At 36.7% G+C, this 21,054-nt stretch carries 15 protein-coding genes; 7 read left to right on the top strand and 8 right to left on the bottom strand.

The annotated features are described in order from the left end of the window. Positions 1–203: 203 nt before the first annotated feature. The 3 genes from ACSHWW_RS00480 to ACSHWW_RS00470 all read right to left on the bottom strand — a co-directional run bounded on the left by ACSHWW_RS00480 (position 204) and on the right by ACSHWW_RS00470 (position 6,237). Positions 204–3,611, bottom strand: a complete 3,408-nt coding sequence (locus ACSHWW_RS00480) for a hypothetical protein (RefSeq protein ID WP_435680438.1) — start codon at positions 3,609–3,611, stop codon at positions 204–206. 428 nt (positions 3,612–4,039) lie between these two features. Next, on the bottom strand, positions 4,040–4,444 hold the full coding sequence (locus tag ACSHWW_RS00475; RefSeq protein WP_435680437.1) for a hypothetical protein: 405 nt from the start codon (positions 4,442–4,444) through the stop codon (positions 4,040–4,042). A 53-nt stretch (positions 4,445–4,497) separates the two neighbouring features. Further along, positions 4,498–6,237: a hypothetical protein gene (locus ACSHWW_RS00470; protein WP_435680436.1), complete on the bottom strand. Its 1,740-nt coding sequence runs from the start codon at positions 6,235–6,237 to the stop codon at positions 4,498–4,500. A gap of 351 nt (positions 6,238–6,588) precedes the next feature. On the opposite strand from ACSHWW_RS00470, the gene ACSHWW_RS00465 reads away from it, so the two are divergent. From ACSHWW_RS00465 to ACSHWW_RS00445, 5 genes are all read left to right on the top strand, one after another. After that, positions 6,589–12,105 (top strand): alpha-2-macroglobulin family protein, encoded by a 5,517-nt coding sequence (locus ACSHWW_RS00465; RefSeq protein WP_435680435.1) that lies wholly within the window; start codon positions 6,589–6,591, stop codon positions 12,103–12,105. A gap of 30 nt (positions 12,106–12,135) precedes the next feature. Beyond that, positions 12,136–12,522: a hypothetical protein gene (locus ACSHWW_RS00460; protein WP_435680434.1), complete on the top strand. Its 387-nt coding sequence runs from the start codon at positions 12,136–12,138 to the stop codon at positions 12,520–12,522. A 4-nt stretch (positions 12,523–12,526) separates the two neighbouring features. Next, positions 12,527–12,826: an antibiotic biosynthesis monooxygenase family protein gene (locus tag ACSHWW_RS00455; protein ID WP_435680433.1), complete on the top strand. Its 300-nt coding sequence runs from the start codon at positions 12,527–12,529 to the stop codon at positions 12,824–12,826. A gap of 88 nt (positions 12,827–12,914) precedes the next feature. Continuing rightward, positions 12,915–13,901, top strand: a complete 987-nt coding sequence (locus ACSHWW_RS00450) for an SPFH domain-containing protein (RefSeq protein ID WP_435680432.1) — start codon at positions 12,915–12,917, stop codon at positions 13,899–13,901. A gap of 101 nt (positions 13,902–14,002) precedes the next feature. Continuing rightward, positions 14,003–14,818, top strand: a complete 816-nt coding sequence (locus tag ACSHWW_RS00445; RefSeq protein WP_435680431.1) for a sugar kinase — start codon at positions 14,003–14,005, stop codon at positions 14,816–14,818. 3 nt (positions 14,819–14,821) lie between these two features. Here the strand turns inward: ACSHWW_RS00445 and ACSHWW_RS00440 are convergent, their stop codons facing one another. Genes ACSHWW_RS00440 through ACSHWW_RS00430 form a run of 3 tightly spaced genes read right to left on the bottom strand, consistent with a single transcriptional unit; the run spans position 14,822 to position 17,426 of the window. After that, on the bottom strand, positions 14,822–15,847 hold the full coding sequence (locus ACSHWW_RS00440; RefSeq protein WP_435680430.1) for a glycosyltransferase family 9 protein: 1,026 nt from the start codon (positions 15,845–15,847) through the stop codon (positions 14,822–14,824). Positions 15,848–15,849: 2 nt separating this feature from the next. Then, positions 15,850–16,458, bottom strand: coding sequence for a DUF4254 domain-containing protein (locus tag ACSHWW_RS00435; RefSeq protein ID WP_435680429.1), 609 nt, complete (start codon positions 16,456–16,458; stop codon positions 15,850–15,852). Between the two features lie 56 nt (positions 16,459–16,514). Further along, on the bottom strand, positions 16,515–17,426 hold the full coding sequence (locus ACSHWW_RS00430; RefSeq protein WP_435680428.1) for a hypothetical protein: 912 nt from the start codon (positions 17,424–17,426) through the stop codon (positions 16,515–16,517). Positions 17,427–17,472: 46 nt separating this feature from the next. On the opposite strand from ACSHWW_RS00430, the gene ACSHWW_RS00425 reads away from it, so the two are divergent. Then, the gene (locus ACSHWW_RS00425) at positions 17,473–17,715 is read left to right on the top strand and encodes a DUF6341 family protein (protein ID WP_435680427.1); all 243 of its coding nucleotides are present in this window, start codon (positions 17,473–17,475) and stop codon (positions 17,713–17,715) included. 10 nt (positions 17,716–17,725) lie between these two features. Here the strand turns inward: ACSHWW_RS00425 and purD are convergent, their stop codons facing one another. Continuing rightward, on the bottom strand, positions 17,726–18,997 hold the full coding sequence (gene purD, locus ACSHWW_RS00420; RefSeq protein WP_435680426.1) for a phosphoribosylamine--glycine ligase: 1,272 nt from the start codon (positions 18,995–18,997) through the stop codon (positions 17,726–17,728). 62 nt (positions 18,998–19,059) lie between these two features. On the opposite strand from purD, the gene ACSHWW_RS00415 reads away from it, so the two are divergent. Next, a complete protein-coding gene (locus ACSHWW_RS00415) occupies positions 19,060–20,358 on the top strand; it encodes a phenylacetate--CoA ligase family protein (protein ID WP_435680425.1) in 1,299 nt (432 codons plus the stop codon). Between the two features lie 69 nt (positions 20,359–20,427). Here ACSHWW_RS00415 and ACSHWW_RS00410 read toward each other — a convergent pair whose 3' ends face one another. Further along, positions 20,428–21,051 (bottom strand): hypothetical protein, encoded by a 624-nt coding sequence (locus ACSHWW_RS00410; protein ID WP_435680424.1) that lies wholly within the window; start codon positions 21,049–21,051, stop codon positions 20,428–20,430. Positions 21,052–21,054 lie beyond the last annotated feature (3 nt).

Raw genomic sequence — 21,054 nt, 5'->3', positions numbered from 1 at the left:
AGTGATTAATTCAATAAAATTGATAAAGTAACTAAAAAAGCGTTTCCCTTTGCAAAGGGAAAACAGGTGGACGACGAACTCAGTGAAACTGTGTGAACCATCACAAGGGTTTGGCGAGATTTATAGAAACCTTTTTCCCTGACCCTAAAGGGTAAGGTTTCTGCATTTCATATTTTAAATCAGAATTATGGTAACGAAAAAGATTAAAAATAAGCCTTCAATTGCACACTACCGGTATGAATCGTTCTAGACGTTTCACTATCACGACCGCTGTAGGAAACGTTTAAATCTAGAAAACTAGAGATATTCTTTTGAAATAAAAGATTCCACGTGAAGTTAGTTCCTGGTTGCAATCCTTCCAGTATCAGGAAACCTACGGGAGAAAATGCAAGGCCTTGAAAATCATTTTTCACGTATTTAATCTCACCATTTACAGCATACTTCTGTTCCTTATTAAAGGACCAACTCACACCAAGATTCTGCTGATTAAGCATGGCATCATCATTCACGACATTTTCTTTGTTTTGTAGCTCGTAGAACAAGTCCACACGACTACTTTTACCAAATAAATAAGAGATTTGAGGTTTGAAAAGACTCTCGTTAATCTTGAAATTACGATTAGCAAAGTTCTCGCTTTCACTAGCATTAAAACCAGTTTGAGCATCAACGGTGATGAGCCAGCTTTCTTTAATTTTATGGATAAATCCTAACTGATGACTTTCTACATCGCTGCTCAAACTACCTATGCTTTGCAGGTTTTCATTTGCACTACTTATGTAGGTATAATTAGTCGTGTATTTTTGTTTCCCACGATTAAAAAAGAGGCTGTTTCTAAAACTTAAATTCAATCCTAGCTGACTATCACTACTGCCAAAAGGATTCAAATCAAAAGTCGCTCCTTCTCGAGCCACCATACGATCTACTAAATAGCTCGTTTGATTATAAAAATGCGACAGCACCTTTTTATAACCTTCTTTTTGTCCCCAGGAAATGGGATTTAAAGTGAGCGTTTGCGAGAATTTATTTTGATGCGTAGGTACAAAAATCTGGTTAGGTAATAATATGCGCACAAATCGACCTTGATCTTGAAATTGCGCCACTTCAAACTCATTTAAATCCTGAATCCCATCACCATTATAGTCTATCCACGTAAAAGTTCCCTGCCCAGGATTTACAGCTACATAAGTAAAATCTTGACGTGGAATCGTTGAACTATTAGTCTCATAAGTGGTATTCCACAACACTTTTTTACTGAAAAACTTGCGCTGATATTGCAATCTGCTATTAAAAGAAACCTCATCTTCCACGGTTTCTAGTTCGCTTTTTAAAACTCTATAATTTGCAAATATTTTTAAACTACTCAACTCATTTTTAATAGGTTGCGACCTCACATAATAATTATTAGATCGATTCACACGCTCTAAATTTCCCACTCGCACACTATCATTCACTCGATTTCTATAACCTATCTCAACATAAACTGCCGTACTATCGCCTATTCCGGTATAAACTTCATAACCAGCAAATCGCTGCGATAATGGCGTGAAACTACCGTCTGCAATTACGGTTTGTTGGTTGTCCTCGGTATCAAATCGAGCACCTATCCACTTGTTTTTAAAACGTTTGATCACGTCCACGTTTGCTCTATAAAATTGGGATTCTAGTGTGGTTGCGTTGCTGTTGAGTACGCTTCCGCGAAAGCGTGCTTGCCAGCCACCATCTCGATACACACCACTCAAATTGTGTCTATTACCATTGTAACTTTCTGAAAATTGCAGATGCTCCAACTCATAAGTGGCGCGCAACGTAGAGTCTTGCACATAATCCAATCCTACAGTAGAAAAAATCTGATTACCGCTCGTGACATCGATGTTCCAATCGCGATTAAATTCTATGTTATAAACACGCTCCACATTGCGGAAATTCTGGTCGATGTAATCTGATTTTATACGTGCTTTTAAGGTCGTGAGTGAGTCCTTTTTCCACAGTTGCTGTTGTACAGCTAGTATAACAGCGACGCCACGATTGTCATCATCATCTACACTAGAAAATCTGTTCAAGTCATTACTACTCGCAGCAATTTCTGTGTTCAGAACAGTGGTTTTAGAAGGATTATAACGTGCTTTGGCACCAGCGATGGTAATAATTTCAGGTGCAAATAATCGTATCACTGGCTCAAAATTTCCTTGCGGCACACCTGAGATAGGTGCTATATATTCATAAATATTTGCAATCGCCTGATCGTTTACGAGCACATAATTTCCCTGATTATTTCCCACGAGTGAAAATCGCACATTGAACAGCTCGTCTGTCGGGTTTTGTGAAAAAACAAATCGTTCCACACCAGCTACTACATCACGACGGTACAGAATTTTATTTTCAGAAAAAGTATCGGGAACCGCACTTGGGGCAATCGCAAGATCTTCATCATCACCAGCAGCCGCGAGAATAGCAACTTGTTCCTCATTTAAATTTTGCTGCAGTGGCTGATTTTTTGCATCGCTTTCTGTATAGATATATGATTCTACGCTTAATTTTTCAGATTCATAACCACCTTTTCCGTAGCCTACAAATCGGGTAAAATTGCGCTCGCTGTATTGATATTCTATAGAAATACGCATCTCGCTTGTGATAGGAAACGTTGCATTAAATCGAACTTCTCCAGCGTTATAATCGATGACGTAGTCTGCATTTTCTCCACGTGTGAGCGGCACACCATTTACAAAAACGCGTTCACTACCAGAAACTACCAGAATAAACAACTCGCCATTACGACCGGTGAGTTTATATGGACCTTGGTTTCCTTCCTGACCAGTGAATCTGGAAATATTAAAGATACCACGTACTAGAGCTCCAGCGGCTTGAACGTAGCTTTTAGAATCTTCACCATTAAAATTGATTTGACCTGAGATTCCTTGAACTCGCTTTGTAAAATTGTTGAAGTAAGAATCTGTTTGTATTAAATCTACGTCTCCAGCTCTTATGTTCCAGTCGTCGCTGTAGAGTTCTATAAAGATTTGGTCAAATTCATCGAGGCGTTGAGAATAGCCGTTTTGGGTTTGTGGCACATTTGCATCTTGAATAGAAGCTCGCAAAGAAACCTTGTCTGACAGCGCTCCAGAAATTCTCAAATCCAGCTCTGAATCCACAACCGAATTCTGATTATTTCCTACTCGCAAACCACGTGTGATCGATCCTGTGGTGTTCAATCCATCAAAGGGAACATAATTGCGCTGCACGGTTGATTGCCGTAATGCGACGATGCGTTCTTGAGCGCTTTCATTATCTAAAATGATTTTGGGATCATATTGCTGGTAGGTTCTCGTTAAAAATGCTGGTAATGGTAAGTATTGAATATCAACCGAGTCTGTTTTAATCGCGGTTGCATCTTGAACGTATAATATGGCGTTTACAAAATCAACCCGATATGCCGCAGAGTCTACAGCAGCACCACGACGATCCACCATCTTAAAATACGACGGATTAATACTCACGCTATCGAGTTGAATACTATCACTCACCGCACGACGTAGTTTTTTTACATTCTCATATTCTTGTGCGCTGGCAAGTGCCATTACAAGAGTGAAGAGAAATGTAATAAAGTATTTCATGTGCTGTTAAAACAGATTCTCTTCAAAAATATTTTAAATCGGTGTGGTAATGGTGTTTTAAGATGGGAATTATGAGGATTGATGATTACATTTTAATTCAAATCCCAAAGGTTTCGCCGTTAAAAACTACGGTAATTTTTATTCTTTATAAGGTTTTGAAAAGCTCTTCAGCATATACTAAACAAACCTTTGGGGTTTTATAAGGCAATTTAAAATCGATGCTTCTTTAGGAACCAACCTCACAGGTTTGGCTTTTAAAAGCTTTCAAGTGATTACAGTTATTATGGTTTTGAGTAGAATAGAACTGGTTTTAATCGAAACCTGTGAGGTTTGGATTTAAGGTCTATATCACTACTTAAACTAAAGCTAGAAGTAACAAAAAACCTCAAGAGGAGTTCTTGAGGTTTTGAGTTCAATTCAATAAATCATTATTTTTCTTTGTACATATACCAATATCCTACAGATTCATTATTAAAATATTGAAAACGTAAAAAAATGGTGTCGTTTCGCTTTTTTAGAACTCCATTTAAATCTGAAATCAGATTATCTCTTTTAAATTTAAAATTAACTCCATTTTTATAAATCTTATCTACCCCAAGCAATTGATCGTTAGTAGTTTTACCAGTAAATTTATTTTCAACATTTATTTCTGGCATTACATAATCAAGTAATTCTCCGTCTTTTAACTTTATATAATACTTATGATTTAAGTTTAAATCACCATTATTTGTAGACATTTCCACTTTTGAATTTGATTGAAATTTATAAAGCCCATTCCACTGGCTATCATCGTCTATAGAATAATCTTCATAACCACCATCGGAATTTCTCAAATCTATGTTACAAGAATATAGAGTATAGCACGAAATCAATAATAATAAAGATTTTAAGGATACGTTTCTGTCCATTGGAAATTTTGTTTAATGTTACCACCCATATTTATACCTGAACCTCTTGGTTTGTTAGATATTACTGCATCGTGCTGTAAATTGTTATCAGGACCATCTTTCCTAAATCTAGTTCCACTTTCCCATCCTGTGGTGTTAGAAAGCTCAAAAGAGATATCATAGGTGCCATCCATATTATTAGTAACAACGGTACTAACAGTATAGCTGCCTAAAAAAGCTGTTGCTACATTTAGGTTACTAATGCCATCGTAGAATTCATTTTGACCATAACTAAAAGTACTAGAAAAACTACTTTGTATTGGTGGGGCAGGAATCTGATTATTTTGAATAGATTGTAACGCAAGTTGCCTGACAGCATTTACAGAACCTTGTTGACTATCAGGTATTTGGTTTACATCAAATGGTTCGCTTAAATCCTTTACGTTTTTATTTGGGTCATTAGTTCCATCTCCACTTATGAGCGGCTTATCTATTCCATGAATATTTATTAATACAGCATCATTATTGGGATTAAAATCTGAAGTGTTAACCATGCCGTCATAATTACCTCCAAGCTCAAAAGTCCAAACTAATAATAAATCCATCCACTCCATTTGATCAACACTTGTCTGCGTTAATTGAAGCATACTTATTCGAATCGGATTTATTACAAAAGTATTAATATCGCTGGTAGCGCCAGGATATAAATCTTCCAATTTTGTCAATACAAGATAAAGCTTATGAGCAGCTTCTGCAGTTGACGTTATACCTTCAGCTACAGCTTGCTGTAATTTTTGAATGATTTCTGAAGGGTCAATTTCTGTAGTAGTTCCTTCACCATCAAAAGCCTTTGCTAAATCAATCGCTACCTTTGCAACTTCTTTATCAAGTTCAGAATCATCCTCAAAATCTAAGTTCTCTAATAGCATTTCTTCAAGCTCTGGATTATTTGACAAGTAAATTCTATCTGATAGAATTAAGGAGCCAAATAAATTAGATCTTTCTTCAAATTCAATTCCAGAAATAGGCGATGAAATAACTCCAGAGCAAGAGTCATCACTCAGAGTTAATTGATCATCACAAGGATCGTTATTATCATCAATATTATTAGATCCGCTGGCGTCACCACCACCGCCACTAGTCCAACCACCTGCTGTTCCGTTTCCATCATTTGAGCCACTACCATCAGTATTTGCTCCACCATCGCCGCCGCCGGTATCTCCAGCATCTATAGTTTCATCCTGATCTGCTTGCCATGAGCAATCATTTTGAACTTCTAATTGTGTAATTGGGTTTCCTCCTTCATATCCTACAATTCTCCAACATAAACAATCCGATGTGTCCCATCCACAAGGATTAATATCTAGAAGCCCACCTGCATCATTTTTACCTATATTGTCTAAAATAAAAGAAGAATCTAATATTCTATATTTAATTGTAGATTGTGTTGAATCGATTTGATTTAAATCATATGATAACACAATTGGTAAATAAGTGCTATCTTTTTGTTTATGGAAAACTAAGTTTTGAATGCTTAATGAGTCAAGTGAACTATAAATTCCGAAAGTAAAACTTTCATAATCTCCACTTGTTAAATGGTTGACTTTACTATCATCAATCCAAAATCCATTAATAGAGTCATAAACAGATTTTTGAGCAGCATTAATCCCGAGAGATGCTTTTGCTTTTCTTAAGGCCTTATTGAGCGATCGATTTTCTGTAAGCTGAGTACCTGTCAATTTTTCAACATGAAATTGTGGATCTTCTTGAACTGTTTCCTATGGAACGTCATCTTTCTGACAACTGGTAACGGTGAGCATGGCAATAATTGCTAGCGCAAGAATGGATTTAGTCCAATTTGTGCGTTTGTGCGTTTGTGCGTTTAAACATAATATTTTTAAAGTTAATGATTATTTCTCAAAGCTAGGTTTCTTGGATCCTATGAGCAATAGGTATAAATACCTAAATCTGGTGATAGATAATAATTTAAAAAAATAGATTTAAATTTCTCACGTTATGCGCTTAACTCTCAACAAGTTTCTATAATTTTATAGGAAATCTGTTTATACCATTAATTCCTGCCTGTTTCTATGAAAAAAATCGTCCTCGCTCTATGTGCTGTGCTCCTTCTTTTTGCCTGTAAAGAAGACTCTCAAATTAATACCGAAGAAAACGTCAATACGTTTTTTAAGTTTAGAGAACATGTTGCTCAGGTTTCTGATAACGTCATTTCTACCAGAGAACCGATTTTAATAAGATTGAATGAGCCTGTTGAAAGCTGGAAAGTTGATATGGAGCTGGAAGATGGTTTGATGACACTTTCGCCTCGAGCTACAGGAAAAGTAACTTCTCTAGATCATCAGACTATCGCGTTTACACCTACTGAGCCACTGGAACAAGACACAAAATATACCGTGAAGTTCCAGCTAGGAAAAGTAAAAGACGTCCCAGCAGATTTAAAAACCTTTGAGTTTGAACTCAAAACTATACGACAAGATTTTATAGTGCGCACAGAACCTGTGAGTTCTTATGATAGCAACTATCAATTCATTTCGGGAAGCATTACTAGTAGTGATATCATGGAAAAAACCGCTGCTGACCAATTGTTAAAAGCAACTCTAAGCGGAAAACAATTACCTATTAAAATGCTCGATAATAATGAGTTAGGTAAATATTTTACATTCAAAATAGATAGCATTAAACGTCCTATTGAAGATGAAGAGATCAAGGTAAGCTGGAACGGAAAAGCGATAGGCGTAGATAGCGAAGGAGAAAATGTGGTGCGCATTCCTGGGAAAAACTCCTTCTCTGTAACAGACGTGGAACTTTATAATAACGATTCTCAATATATACTGGTTAACTTTTCTGACCCGTTACAAAAAGGTCAAAACCTCGATGGACTGGTACAAATTGAAGGCGTAGAGAAATACCGTTTTGAAGTGAATGGTAATGAGCTCAAATTATATCCTAACAAAGCCGTAACTGGAAGTAAAAAAGTAGAGGTTTTTACAGGTGTTAAAAGTGTAGATGGCTATAATTTAAAATATCCGTTCTCGAGTTATATTGCATTTGAGCAAGTAGATCCTGCGGTGGAACTCGTGCGTAATGGAACTATTCTACCATCATCTGAGAATTTAAAAATCAATTTTAAAGCTGTCAACTTAAAGGCTGTTGATGTATGGGTTTATAAAGTTTATACTAATAATGTGTTACAGTATTTACAAAGTAACAATTTAGGGAATAAAGGAAACCTGCGTAATGTAGGTCGTCCAGTCGCTCGTGAAGTAATCGATTTAAAAGGCAGCGGTAAAGATGTGACCAAGTGGAATGTGTTTTCTATAGACTTAAATAAAATCATCGCTCCAGATCCTGGCGCTTTATACCGCGTAGAATTCAAATATAAAAAAGCATACAGCGCTTACAACTGTGAGGACAGCGAGCTTAATGAAACTGAAGTTGTAGAAGAAATCGATTTTGACGATTCTTTTGAGTCTTCTAATTGGGATAGCTACCAGAACTATTATTATGACGACTATTATTATGATTATGACTGGAGCGAGCGCGAAAATCCTTGTTCAAATTCGTTCTATCGCAATAAAAGTGTGAGTACAAACGTGCTGGCGAGTGATTTAGGAATTACCGTGAAACGTGGTGAGAATAATACCTATCTGGTTGCTGTGAACAATATTGTATCGGCTAAGCCTTTAGGTGGTGCTCGCGTGGAATTATTCAATTTCCAGCAACAAGAGCTTTATGAAGGTCGCACCAATGCAGATGGATTGCTCAACATAGATTTGAGAAACGATAAAGCCTTTTTTGCACAGGTCAGTTATAACAATCAGTTCGGTTATGTAAGACTCGATGATGGAAATGCACTGCCAGTAAGTAAGTTTGACACTGCCGGAAAAAGCTTGAGTAATGGTCTCAAAGGTTACATTTATGGAGAACGCGGCGTGTGGCGACCAGGTGATCATATTTACCTAACATTTGTCCTTAATGATGCCGATAATGAATTACCGAGCGGTCACCCTATAAAATTAGAGCTGCGCAATCCTAATGGTAAAGTCACACATCGCGAGGTGATGAAAGCTGGATTGAACAATTTTTATCAGTTTGATTTACAAACAGATAGTGAAGCACCTACCGGAAACTGGAATGCGCGCATAGAAGTAGGTGGTGCCACTTTTAATAAAACACTCAAGATTGAAACCATCAAACCTAACCGATTGAAGGTAAAACTTGATTTTGAAGACGAGATTTTAAAATCTGGAAAAGCAAGTACTGGAAATCTAGAAACCATGTGGTTGCACGGTGCGATAGCAAAAGGTCTTAAAGCAGACATTACTGCAAAATTATATCCTACGACAACTAAGTTTGATAGCTATGACAGCTACGTTTTTGACGATCCATCACGCTATTATGACACTGAGGAAATAGAAGTGTTTAAAAGTAATGTGGATCAGCAAGGAAAAGCAAACTTCACGTTCAAGCCTGGAATGTCCACTCAAGCGCCTGGAATGTTAAAAGCCAGTTTCCTGACTAAGGTTTATGAAAACGGTGGAGATTTCAGCACAAACGTTACTACCAAAGTATATTCTCCATATGACACTTATGTAGGACTAGATGTTCCACCAGGAGACAAGCGTCGTGGTATGTTAGTTACAGATCGAGATCACAAATTTGATGTGGTGACACTCAATGAAAACGGAAAACCTAAAGCCACTAAAAATCTAGAAGTAAAAGTTTATAAAGTAAACTGGCGCTGGTGGTGGCAAAGTTCTTCCAGCAGCCTTTCTAGATATGAATCTAGAGAATATAAAGAGTTAATGATGCAAACTACCGTGACTACTGGTAGTAATGGAAAAGGTAGTTTTAACTTCAATCTTGAGTATCCAGAATGGGGAAGATATCTTGTGAGAGTTTATGATCCAGCAAGTGGTCATGCAACCGGTAAACTAGTTTATGTAGACTGGCCAGGTTGGGCTGGAAAAAGCCGAAAAACAGATCCAGAAACTGCATCCATGCTCATTTTTAATGCAGACAAAGAGAAATATGTAGTAGGTGATAATGCAAAAATCACGTTCCCAAGTGCCAGCGGTGGACGTGCACTCGTAACCGTTGAAAACGGCACCGAAGTTCTCGATGCTCAATGGGTAGATACACGCAAAGATGAAACAGAGGTAAACATACCGCTCAACAATCTTTACGTGCCTAATGTCTTTGTACATATCACTTATTTACAACCACACGCGCAGACTGCAAACGACTTACCATTACGCATGTATGGTGTGATTCCGTTGCTGGTGGAGAATAAGGAATCTCATTTATATCCAGTCATCAATATGCCAGACGAGCTCGCTCCAGAAAGTCAAGCGACTATTAAAGTAAGCGAGAAAAGTGGTAAAGCCATGACTTATACCATCGCCGTAGTAGATGAAGGTTTGCTCGATTTAACCAACTTTAAAACTCCAAACGCTTGGGATACTTTCTTTGCTCGTGAAGCGCTCGGTGTAAAAACTTGGGATATTTTTGACGACGTAGTAGGCGCTTATGGTGGTCGCATCGACGCCGCTTTTGAAATAGGTGGTGATGGAACTGCGCAAGATGCAAAAGGTAAAAAGGCCAACCGTTTTGTCCCTATGGTCATTCATTTAGGACCATTCCAGTTAAAAGCTGGCGGCAGTAAATCACATACTATAGATATTCCTAGATATGTAGGATCTGTGCGCACCATGGTAGTTGCAGGAAATGATAATACAGAATCTTATGGAAATGCTGAGAAAACAACAGCGGTTAAAAAGCCGTTAATGATGTTGGCTTCGCTTCCGCGAAAACTGTCTCCAGGGGAAACCGTTAAATTGCCAGTAACCATCTTTGCCATGGATAAAAAGGTGAAGAATGTAAGCGTTACGATGGATAACTCTCCATACTTTGAATTCTTAAATGGAAATACACAAAAACTAACTTTTACAGAAACTGGTGATCAGATTGCGTACTTTGATGTAAAAGTAAAACCACAAGCAGGAATTGCAAAGCTAGAATTAAAAGCTAGTGGAAACGGAGAAACTGCAGCTTATAGTACTGAGATTGATGTGGTAAACCCTAATCCTTTCACAACCGTGTCTGAAAAGGCTGAAGTGGCTGCTGGAGCAACCGTGAGCGTTCCTATCAAACCTTTTGGGACTGGTGGAACTAACAGTGCTGAGGTTACTTTTTCTAGCTTACCATCTATGGATTTAGGTCGTAGATTGAGTTACTTAGTTCGCTATCCACATGGTTGTGTGGAGCAAACTACTAGTGCTGCATTTCCACAATTACACTTGAATAAAGTAGTAGATTTAACCAGTAAAAAAGAAGCAGAAACAACTCGCAACGTAAAAGCAGCTATTAAAAAACTAGGTCGTTATCAACGTCCTGGTGGTGGTTTCTCTTACTGGCCAGGTCATGGAAGTGCAAATGATTGGGGAACGAGTTATGCAGGACACTTTTTAGTAGAAGCAGAAAAAATGGGTTATACCATTCCTATTTCCTTCAAGTCTAACTGGATTGCTTATCAAAAAAGAGCTTCAAAAGAATGGCGTTATAACGATAGAAATGATTTAACTCAAGCCTATCGATTATATACACTCGCACTTGCTGGAGCACCAGATTTATCTTCTATGAATCGCTTGCGTGAGACTAAAAACTTGTCAAACGAAAGTAAGTTGAGATTATCTGCTGCTTATGCATTAGTAGGTCAGCAAAAAGCAGCCAACGAGTTGATGTCTAATTCAAACATAGACTTCAAACCATCTAAATATGATTACAGAACTTATGGTTCACCTCAACGTAATCGTGCGATGGCGCTAGAAACGATGATTCTATTAAAAGAAAATGGAAAAGCTAGAGATCTGGTAGAAGACCTTGCAAAAGGACTGGATTCTCAAAAATATTATAGCACACAAGAAACCGCTTATTCCTTACTAGCCATCTCAAAATATTCCGATTACGTAGGCGGCAAAGGAATAGACGTGAGTTATAACTATAAAGGGAAAGCAATATCAGTTACAAGCGGAAAAAGTCTTGCGAGTCGTGATCTAGATATAGATACTCAAGCGACTTCTATAAACGTAACTAATAATGGTGATAACAGCATTTTCATCACTACTGCAACCACTGGAAAATTACCGGTAGGAGAAGAAAAAGCAGTGAAGAGCAAACTAGCTGCTATCGTGAGTTATACTGATGGTAATGGAAAGGCAATTGATATGAATAACATCATTCAAGGAACTGAAATTACCGCCAAGGTCATTATCACAAACACCACAGGATTATATGTAAATGATATAGCTTTAACACAAATACTACCGAGCGGTTGGGAAATAGTAAATACTCGTTTCACAGAATATGGCGATAATCCAGATAATAAAGCAGAGTACACAGACATAAGAGATGACAGAGTGAATTACTATTTCAGCTTGCAGGCAAATAAGTCCATTACGTTTGAGACTAAAATTAACGCTAGCTACTTGGGTAATTACTACTTACCAGGAATTCAGTGCGAAGCGATGTATGATAATGAATATATCGTGCGTAATAAAGGGCAATGGATTGAAGTGAAGAGGTAACGATTATGACACTTTAAGAATCGACTATTAATGTATTTATCCACAAACCATCAAAAAAAACCTAATTCTACCTGGATCAGTATTCTGAAAGAATTGGAAGGATTTGATGATTTTTTAATAGTAACTAAGGAAAATGGAGATTATGTTCAATGTATACGAGATAACGAAAAGATAATAGTCGAATATCGTAAACATGATGATTATGGTTTTAAGCATTATGTAATTGGTAATAAGATACTTAAAAAGCATTTAAAGACAAGTTGGGTTATTTTAAATACAAGCTCCGGAATTATATCAGTTCAAAAAGATGAGATACTAAAAATTGAAGAAGTAATATTTCTATTTAAGGAGTTCTATGACTTCAGCTCTATTCCCAAAAGCTTTAACTTGAGGAATATTACTAAATTATTTACTTAATATAATGACTCCATACTACGCAGTTATATTCACTTCATTGAGAAAAGGAAACCATCCTGAGTATAATCGCATGGCACAATTGATGGAAAATCTTGCACAGCAACAACCTGGCTATAAACACCATGAGAGTGCACGTGAAGAAATAGGAATTACCGTTTCTTACTGGGATTCTCTTGAAGCAATTTCTCAGTGGAAACAGCAATTAGATCATCAAATGGCGCAACGTCTAGGAAAATCTGACTGGTATGAATGGTATCATGTACGTATTTGTAAAGTAGAACGTGAATATAGTTTTGGGAAGTAAGTGAAAAATAAATTCTATTTCTTGTAATATTGAAAGATTAAAAACACAAAACAATATGTTTGGATTTAAGCACATAAAATTTGACTCAATGACTTATGTTCTCCATTTTAAAAATGGGAATATACAGAAAGAAGGTAGAGGTCTTTCCTTTTTCTATTTCTCTCCAAACAGTTCTATCGTGGCTATACCGATGGGAAGTAATGATTTACCCTTTGTTTTTAACGAGTCTACAAATGACTATCAAACAGTAACAATTCAGGGACAAATAAGCTATAAAATTAACAATCCTAAAACTTTGGCAGATATTCTAGATTTTACTGTTCAAGATAACGGCCAGTATAAGAAGAATGACATTGAAAAACTAAATCAGAGAATCATCAATGAAGCACAAACGGCAACATCAGCTTACATTCATGGAATAAAGTTGAAAGAAGCTATACGATCTGCAAAATCAATAGAAGAAAATATTACCGAAGGACTTAAAACCTCCACAGCTATTGGAATGCTAGGCATAGAAATTCTAGGGGCGAATATTCTTGCGATTCAAGCAACTCCAGAAATGGCTCGAGCACTGGAAACTGAGACTCGTGAAAAACTACAGCAAGAAGCTGATCAAGCCATTTATGAAAGACGCAACTTTGCTGTTGAACAAGAACGAATCATTAAAGAATCTGAATTGAATACAGAAATTGCCGTAGAAGAAAAACAAAAGCAAATTGCAGAAAAGAAAATGGAATCAGATGTCCAGAAGTCTGACAACCAAAGAAAGCTTAGAGAAATGAAGTTAGATGCTGATATTTCTGTGGAAAATCAGCGTAAATCGTTAATTGAACAAAAAACGGAGAACGATAAAAAGGAAGCCGAAACAAAAGGTTATGTACTAGAAACTACTCTAAAGCCTTATCGAGATATGGACTGGAAAACCTTAACGGCTTTAAATAATAATTCAGATCCAAGATTCAACATTTCACTTGCTTTTAGAGAACTTGCAGATAACGCAGGAAAAATTGGAAATTTAAATATAAGCCCTGATTTATTAGATTCTATTCTTAATGAAAAGAAAGAGCGTAATTGATGAACTTTGAGTACGCCATAATTGTTAAGAGTAAAACACGTTTAGAATCGCTTATTGAACGATTTAACACAAAAGCACAAGCCAAATTTTATATTGAAAGATTGGGAGGTGATTTTGAAGAATATGAAACTGAAGACTCCATTTTTAAAGCATCTTTAAACTCTTTACAAACACAACTTTCTAAAGTAATCAAAAACAAAACAATAGATAGACAGTTCGTCTCCTCTTATATTTTTTCTAAAAAAAACATCATCATTGTTATAGGTCAAGATGGTCTTGTAGCAAATACAGCAAAGTACTCTCAAAACTTACCTATAATTGCCGTGAATCCTGATATTGAAAGATATGACGGGATTTTGTTGCCCTTCAACACAACTAATTTTATTGAAGGAGTTGAAAATGTAATGGCTAAAGATTATCAATCTAAAATAATGAGTTTTGCTGAAGCAAAACTTAATGATGGTCAAAGATTACTTGCTTTTAATGATTTATTCATCGGAGCTTCTTCCCATGTATCTGCGCGTTATAAAATCACATTTAATAATACAACGGAGCAACATTCTTCAAGTGGAATTATAGTTTCTACACCTGCAGGTTCAACAGGTTGGTTAAGTTCCATTTTTAATATGGCATATGGGGTAACTAAAATGTTTGAAAAGGATCTAGTTGCTAAGCAACCTAAACTCAAAGAAAACGATTTACTTTTTGCGGTAAGAGAGCCATTCAAAAGCATAAGAACACAGACTAATTTGAATGCTGGCATCATTAGAAATAATTCACTCACTATCGAATCCTATATGCCTAATAATGGAATAATTTTTAGTGATGGAGTGGAACAAGATTTTTTGAAGTTTAATAGTGGTTCTATTGCAACCATAGGATTAGCAAAAGAATCTGCAAATATCGTTTTGATATAAAACCTACAACAACTTATTCAACTCCTCAATAACGCGAGTTGTCTCAATTGAATCAGTAATATCCTCATAACCATCTACTAGTTGATTACCAAAAATGGAAGTAGGAACTAGTGGATAAGTTGTTCTACTAACGGTGAGTTGACGCTCTATAGGTTGTGCGTACGGTGCAAAACCAGCATAAAGATGCGTGTTTCCCCATAATGTAATGACTGGCACACCATACATGGCAGCAAGATGACCGTTACCACTATCCATTGCAACCATAGCATCAAGGTTTGAGATAAGATTGAGTTCTTCTTCAAAGTCTAAATTACCTGCAAAGGAGATCATATTATCTGCAGTTGAAGCGATTTGTGCAAGGTCACTGGTTTCCTTTTTCCCACCACCGAATAACAATAGTTTTACATGAGATAACCCAGCAATCTCTTGTGCAATCTCCTTAGCTTTTTCTAGCCCAACGGCTTTGGTGCGATGAGCAGCAAAAGGTGCAAAACCGATCCATTTTGAGGTATTTTTGCCTATTTTTTCATGAATTTGAGCAGAAATAGGTCTTTTTGAGAGAAATTCGTTGTGTTGTAAATTGATTTCAAAACCTAGTTTGCGCAACACGTCTGCATAGCGTTCTGTGGTGTGCTTTAAGGGTTTAAAAAAAGATGGGTTCTCTACTAATTGCTTCTTTTCTTTACGACCTTTATCAATAGTAGCTGTAGGTATCCCCATCATAAAAGTGCGCAACATTTTACTGCGCAGGACATTATGAAAATCTGCAATGGCTTGTGGTTGCTGCTCTTTCAACTCCTTGGCAAGTTTCCATAATCCTGGAACGCCTTTATGAAGGTCGTCCACTTGTGCTTCTACAAACTGAATGTTGGGTATTTGTGATAAGATGGGTTGAAAACGCTTTCGCGAAAGCGTAATCACGGCAACACTCGGGTAATCTCTGTGTAAAGCGAGTAATACTGGGACGCACATCGCCACGTCACCCATGGCACTAAGCCTGATAACGAGTATGCGTTGTGGTACGGTCATGATTACTTGCGTGCTCTCAATACAGGATTGAGCTCGTCGTCGTTGTACATCTTCATTTGCTTATACACTTTCATGTATTTGCGGCCGTGTGCGATATCTTCAAGCAACTGGTCGAGCGCTGTAGATAAATCAATGCGCTGCTCTAGAAGAATATCTAATTTTTTTTGGCAAGCATTAATGTGATCTTGAGAAGCGTCAGTACGTGTTGCTTCTTCTTCCATGTGATATACTTTCAATGCAAGAATAGATAGTCTATCTACTGCCCATGCTGGACTTTCAGTATTAATGGTTGCGTTATCCTTAACGGTAACGTCTGCATATTTTTCTAAAAAGTAACTATCTACGTACTCTACCATATCTGTACGATCTTGATTACTCGCATCGATTTGACGCTTTAATGTCAGTGCAGCTACTGGGTCAATATTAGGATCGCGAATAATATCTTCATAATGCCACTGTACAGTATCTATCCAGCACTTGCGATATAAAAGGTGCTCGATAAGATGCGTGGTGCGGTCGTAAGGGTTTTCAAAAGATTGGTCCACTGTATTTTCAACGTGGTAAACATCGATTACTTTTTGAAAAATAGCATTGGCCTTATCTGTAAACATAGTTTATAATTTTGAAGTACAAATATAAGTTTCTTTGGGATAATGTCCATTGTAAATTAACGCAGCAAGAAACTACTGATCAACAACAAAATAGGAAACCAAAGCAGTAATTCTACAAATACTCTATGATTCACAGAATGTGCAAGTCGTGCAATTAATATTCCCAAAGCTGCGATAAGTAATAGAAAACCACCGCTTGCAAAAGAGTCAAAATCAAGAATTGCAATGGTCATCGCGCACAAACCTGTAAATGTGATAATAGTAAATCGAGGTCGCACACTTTGCTGAATATCAATAAGTTTAGAAAGATAAATGAGTAATCCTAACACCGCAATTGCCACCAGAATTAATAGAATTACTTGTTGGCTTTCAATAAAATCATTACTCCATAAATAAGTGATTTGATATGAGTCCATAAGTGTATTTACAACCTGATTTTCCCAGACGTAGTCATATGTAAATAACAAGAACCACACACATCCCATGGCGATCAATGGTGTTACCCAATGTCTAAAATCATTACGTGCATATAAAAATATAGCAACATATACTACTAAGTAAAATAACGCGCTCCAATGATAAAATATCGTAGCTATCGCTATCCAGAAAGTGGCATCAAATATTTTTTTAATCGTTGAATGATCGGTCTTGAGACTGAGTAGCCTGCGTAGAGCTAACATTATGAAAAACAGCGCTATAATAGGACTAAGCGTTACATTGAACGTGAGATATAACAATGATAAAACTGCTGTTACCCATAACGCGTAACTGGATGATGGTGTGATATCATTCTTAGAAACTACGAATTCAAAAACAGCTAAACTCGCAGATAGAATGAGAACGCCACTTAGTTCCCACCAGGTGATATTTACATTCCACCACTGCGCAGAAATAATCGCTATTACTACCATGATAAAGACCATCAAATAATGAATGGGCTTAGAAGTACTAAAAAAAGTAGAAAGCATATATTTTTTTGACTATTTTTGCAACTGGATTAAGCAATTTACAGCAATGAAAGAATTTTTTGAAGGAATCGCGTACTTTTTTGAAGAGATATTATTATGGCCATTTAAGCAACTCGCTATATTAGAACAAGATAACTGGTGGCTTGCTAATACAGTTTCATGGTTGTGTATTATAGTTCTTATAGTAGCCCTAGCTTACTGGATCAAGCAATTACGCATTTTTGAAGCAAATGGTGAAGAAGATCACACACAAACAGCACATTCTTTCTTAGGAAAGGACCAAAAATAAATTCCAAGTCTTATAGGTCAAACCCTATATCACTTCTATAATACATCCTATCAAAGTGTAGTTTCTCTACATTATGATAGGATTTTTTTAGCGCTTCATTGAAATCATTACCAAATGATGTTACCGTCATCACTCGTCCTCCACTAGTAACTACTTTTCCATCTTTAACCGTAGTTCCTGCGTGGAAAACTATGCTGTCTTCAACAGTTTCTAGACCTGTAATTTCCATTCCTTTATCATAAGCCTCTGGATAGCCACCAGCTACACACATTACTGTAGTTGCACTGCGAGAATCAATAACTAAATTTTCTTTACTCAATGAAGAAGTGGCAAACGCGTTTAAATGACTTAATAAATCACTAGAAATACGAGGAAGAACCGCTTCGGTTTCTGGGTCACCCATACGCACGTTATATTCAATAACGAGTGGCTCATTATCTACAATCATTAAACCTATAAAGACAAATCCTTTATAAACCAGATTCTCTTTTTTGAATCCGTTGATCGTGGGAATTACTACATTTTGCTCGATGTTGCGCATTAAAGCATCATCTGCAAATGGTACCGGAGAAACCGCTCCCATTCCACCAGTGTTCAGTCCTGTGTCGCCTTCACCTATGCGTTTGTAATCTTTGGCAGTAGGCATGATTTTATATGAATCGCCATCTGTAAGTACAAAAACGCTCATTTCTATTCCGTCGAGGAATTCTTCAATCACCACTTTATTTGAAGCAGCACCAAATTTTCCACCTACCAGCATTTCTTCAAGAGATTCTTTGGCCTCTTGAGCATCAGCAATGATAAGCACTCCTTTTCCACCAGCGAGTCCATCTGCTTTAAGAACGTATGGTGGTTTTAATGAATCGATGAATGCCATTCCTTCCTTGAGAGTTGCTGCGGTAAAGCTTTGATAAGCTGCAGTAGGAACGTTGTTGCGTTGCATAAACTCTTTGGCAAACTCTTTAGAACCTTCAAGCATTGCAGCTTGTTGAGATGGACCTATGACATTTACGTTTTTTAAAGCAGCGTCTGCCTGAAAGTAATCATAGATTCCTTCTACAAGTGGTGCTTCTGGTCCAACAAGTACCATTTGAACATCATTCTCAAGAACAAATTCTTTAATCGCTGGAAAGTCAGTCACACCTAATGCAACATTAGTCGCTAGTTGAGCTGTTCCAGCATTACCTGGAGCTACAAAAAGTTGCGTGAGTAATGAGCTTTGAGATAAAGAATATGCAAAAGCGTGCTCGCGGCCACCGCTTCCTAGAATAAGAACGTTCATAGGTTGTGTTTAAGAATGCAAAAATAAGTTTTACCTTGCTCAATATTGCTTTAAAACTTAAAATGCCGCTACAACTTTTTGACAACATATTAAGATGGCAAGGTTTCCACATCCGGGAAGCCAAAAATCATTTTAAGGAATTACTAGAAACGAATGAAAACACTTTAGAATATCGCAAAAACACTATAGTTAGGCATCATAAAAACACTAATTCATTCTACAAGAAACTGCTAGGGAACAACACTATGGACTGGGAAAACCTGCCAGTTCTTACTAAAAAAGATTTACAGCAACCACTTCAAGAGCGATTGAGCGCTAATTATAGTTCTAAAAATATTTTTAAAGGCAAAACCAGTGGCTCGAGTGGTCATCCTTTTACGTTTGCAAAGAATAAATTTGCGCACGCCATGACTTGGGCGGCTTTCCATCATGCATACGGTCAGCATAATATAGACCTCAATACTTCTTTACAGGCACGTTTTTACGGAATTCCGTTGAGTGGGAAAGTTAAGTATGTAGAATTGCTCAAAGACTTTGTGAGCAATCGCAAGCGCTTTCCTATTTTCAATTTGAATGATGAAATTTTAAAGAAATATGTATCACGCTTTCGCGAAAGCAAATACGACTATCTCAACGGTTATACCAGTAGCATAGTATTGCTAGCAAAATACTGTCGTAAACTGGATCAACCACTTATTTCTGTATGTCCGAGTCTTAAATTATGCATTGTTACAAGCGAAATGTTATTTCCAGATGATCGTGAACTCCTAGAAAAATGGATAGGTGTTCCTGTGGTAAATGAATATGGAGCGAGCGAAGTAGGATTAATTGCCATGGAAAATGTGCAAGGTGAGTTTGTGTTGAATCAACAGAATCTATTTATAGAAATAGTAGATGACAAGAATCAACCTGTTCCAGACGGCACGATAGGCCGTATTCTAGTCACTGATTTGTTCAATCTAGCGCATCCTATGATTCGTTATGAGATAGGTGATTTAGGCAGTTTAAAAACGCTAGAAAATGGTACAAGAGTTTTAGAAAATCTGCAAGGTCGTACCAGCGATATAGCGCGATTGCCCAGTGGTAAAGTCGTTCCTGGATTGACTTTTTATTATGTCACTAAATCTATTGTCAATGAAGATATAAATATTCTAGAATTTATAGTCATTCAAAAAGACCCAGCACTTTTTGAAATTCAATATGTAAGTAAAACAGAAATGGACGCTTCTCAAAAGTCCAAAGTTCAAAATGCAATGGATGAATATCTAGAATCAGGACTTGAAGTTGTTTTTACTCGTTTAGACTCTCTAGACCGCAGCAGTCGTGGGAAGTTGAAGCAGTTTGTTTGTGAAGATTTATAGGTATTGGGTTTTTGGGTTCCTAGGTTGTTGGGCAGTAGGCGGAAAACGGTTTTTCAATTTCTAAGATATCTATTCTTTTTTACCAAGAATAATTTCAATCAATTCCTTTTGATGAATTGTTATTTGTAATCCAAAAACCATCACTAATTGCCATAACACATAGGGATGAAGAAATCTAAATGAATTACTTCCTTCTTCTAAAAACTCAATTCTTTGGTTTCCAATAATATTGTTTTTAATTAAAAACATACAGAAAATCGTCATAATTACGATTCCTAGAAAAGCAATGTTTCTTCTTATTTTAAATATAAGACCATAACCCAGAAAAACTAGAATTGGCGCAACGTAAAAAGCAGATATAAAGAGTAAATCTTCTTTTGAAAAACCGAAACGATAATACTCATCACTTTGTCTTATATAATCTTGTAATTGATCTATCAAATAAGGAATTAAAAAGACCGTAAAGAATATAAGTGCAGCTATTACCAAGCTTAGAAATGTGTTGAACCAGTAATTATAACGGTGGTTTTTATTATTAACTAATCCGACTACTAACCCAAAGGATATAGGATAATATAAAATAATTAAATTTTCAGTAAACCTATTGTATTCAATTTCTAAAAGGTAAATACCAGCAGAAAGCAAGAATATAGGAATGATTATTTTTAAAAATAATCGAGTCTTATTAGTCATTAT

Source organism: Nonlabens sp., assembly GCF_051251825.1.
GTDB lineage: Bacteria > Bacteroidota > Bacteroidia > Flavobacteriales > Flavobacteriaceae > Nonlabens.
Note: the sequence above shows the minus strand (reverse complement) of the source record. Positions and strands in the feature narration are given on the sequence as shown.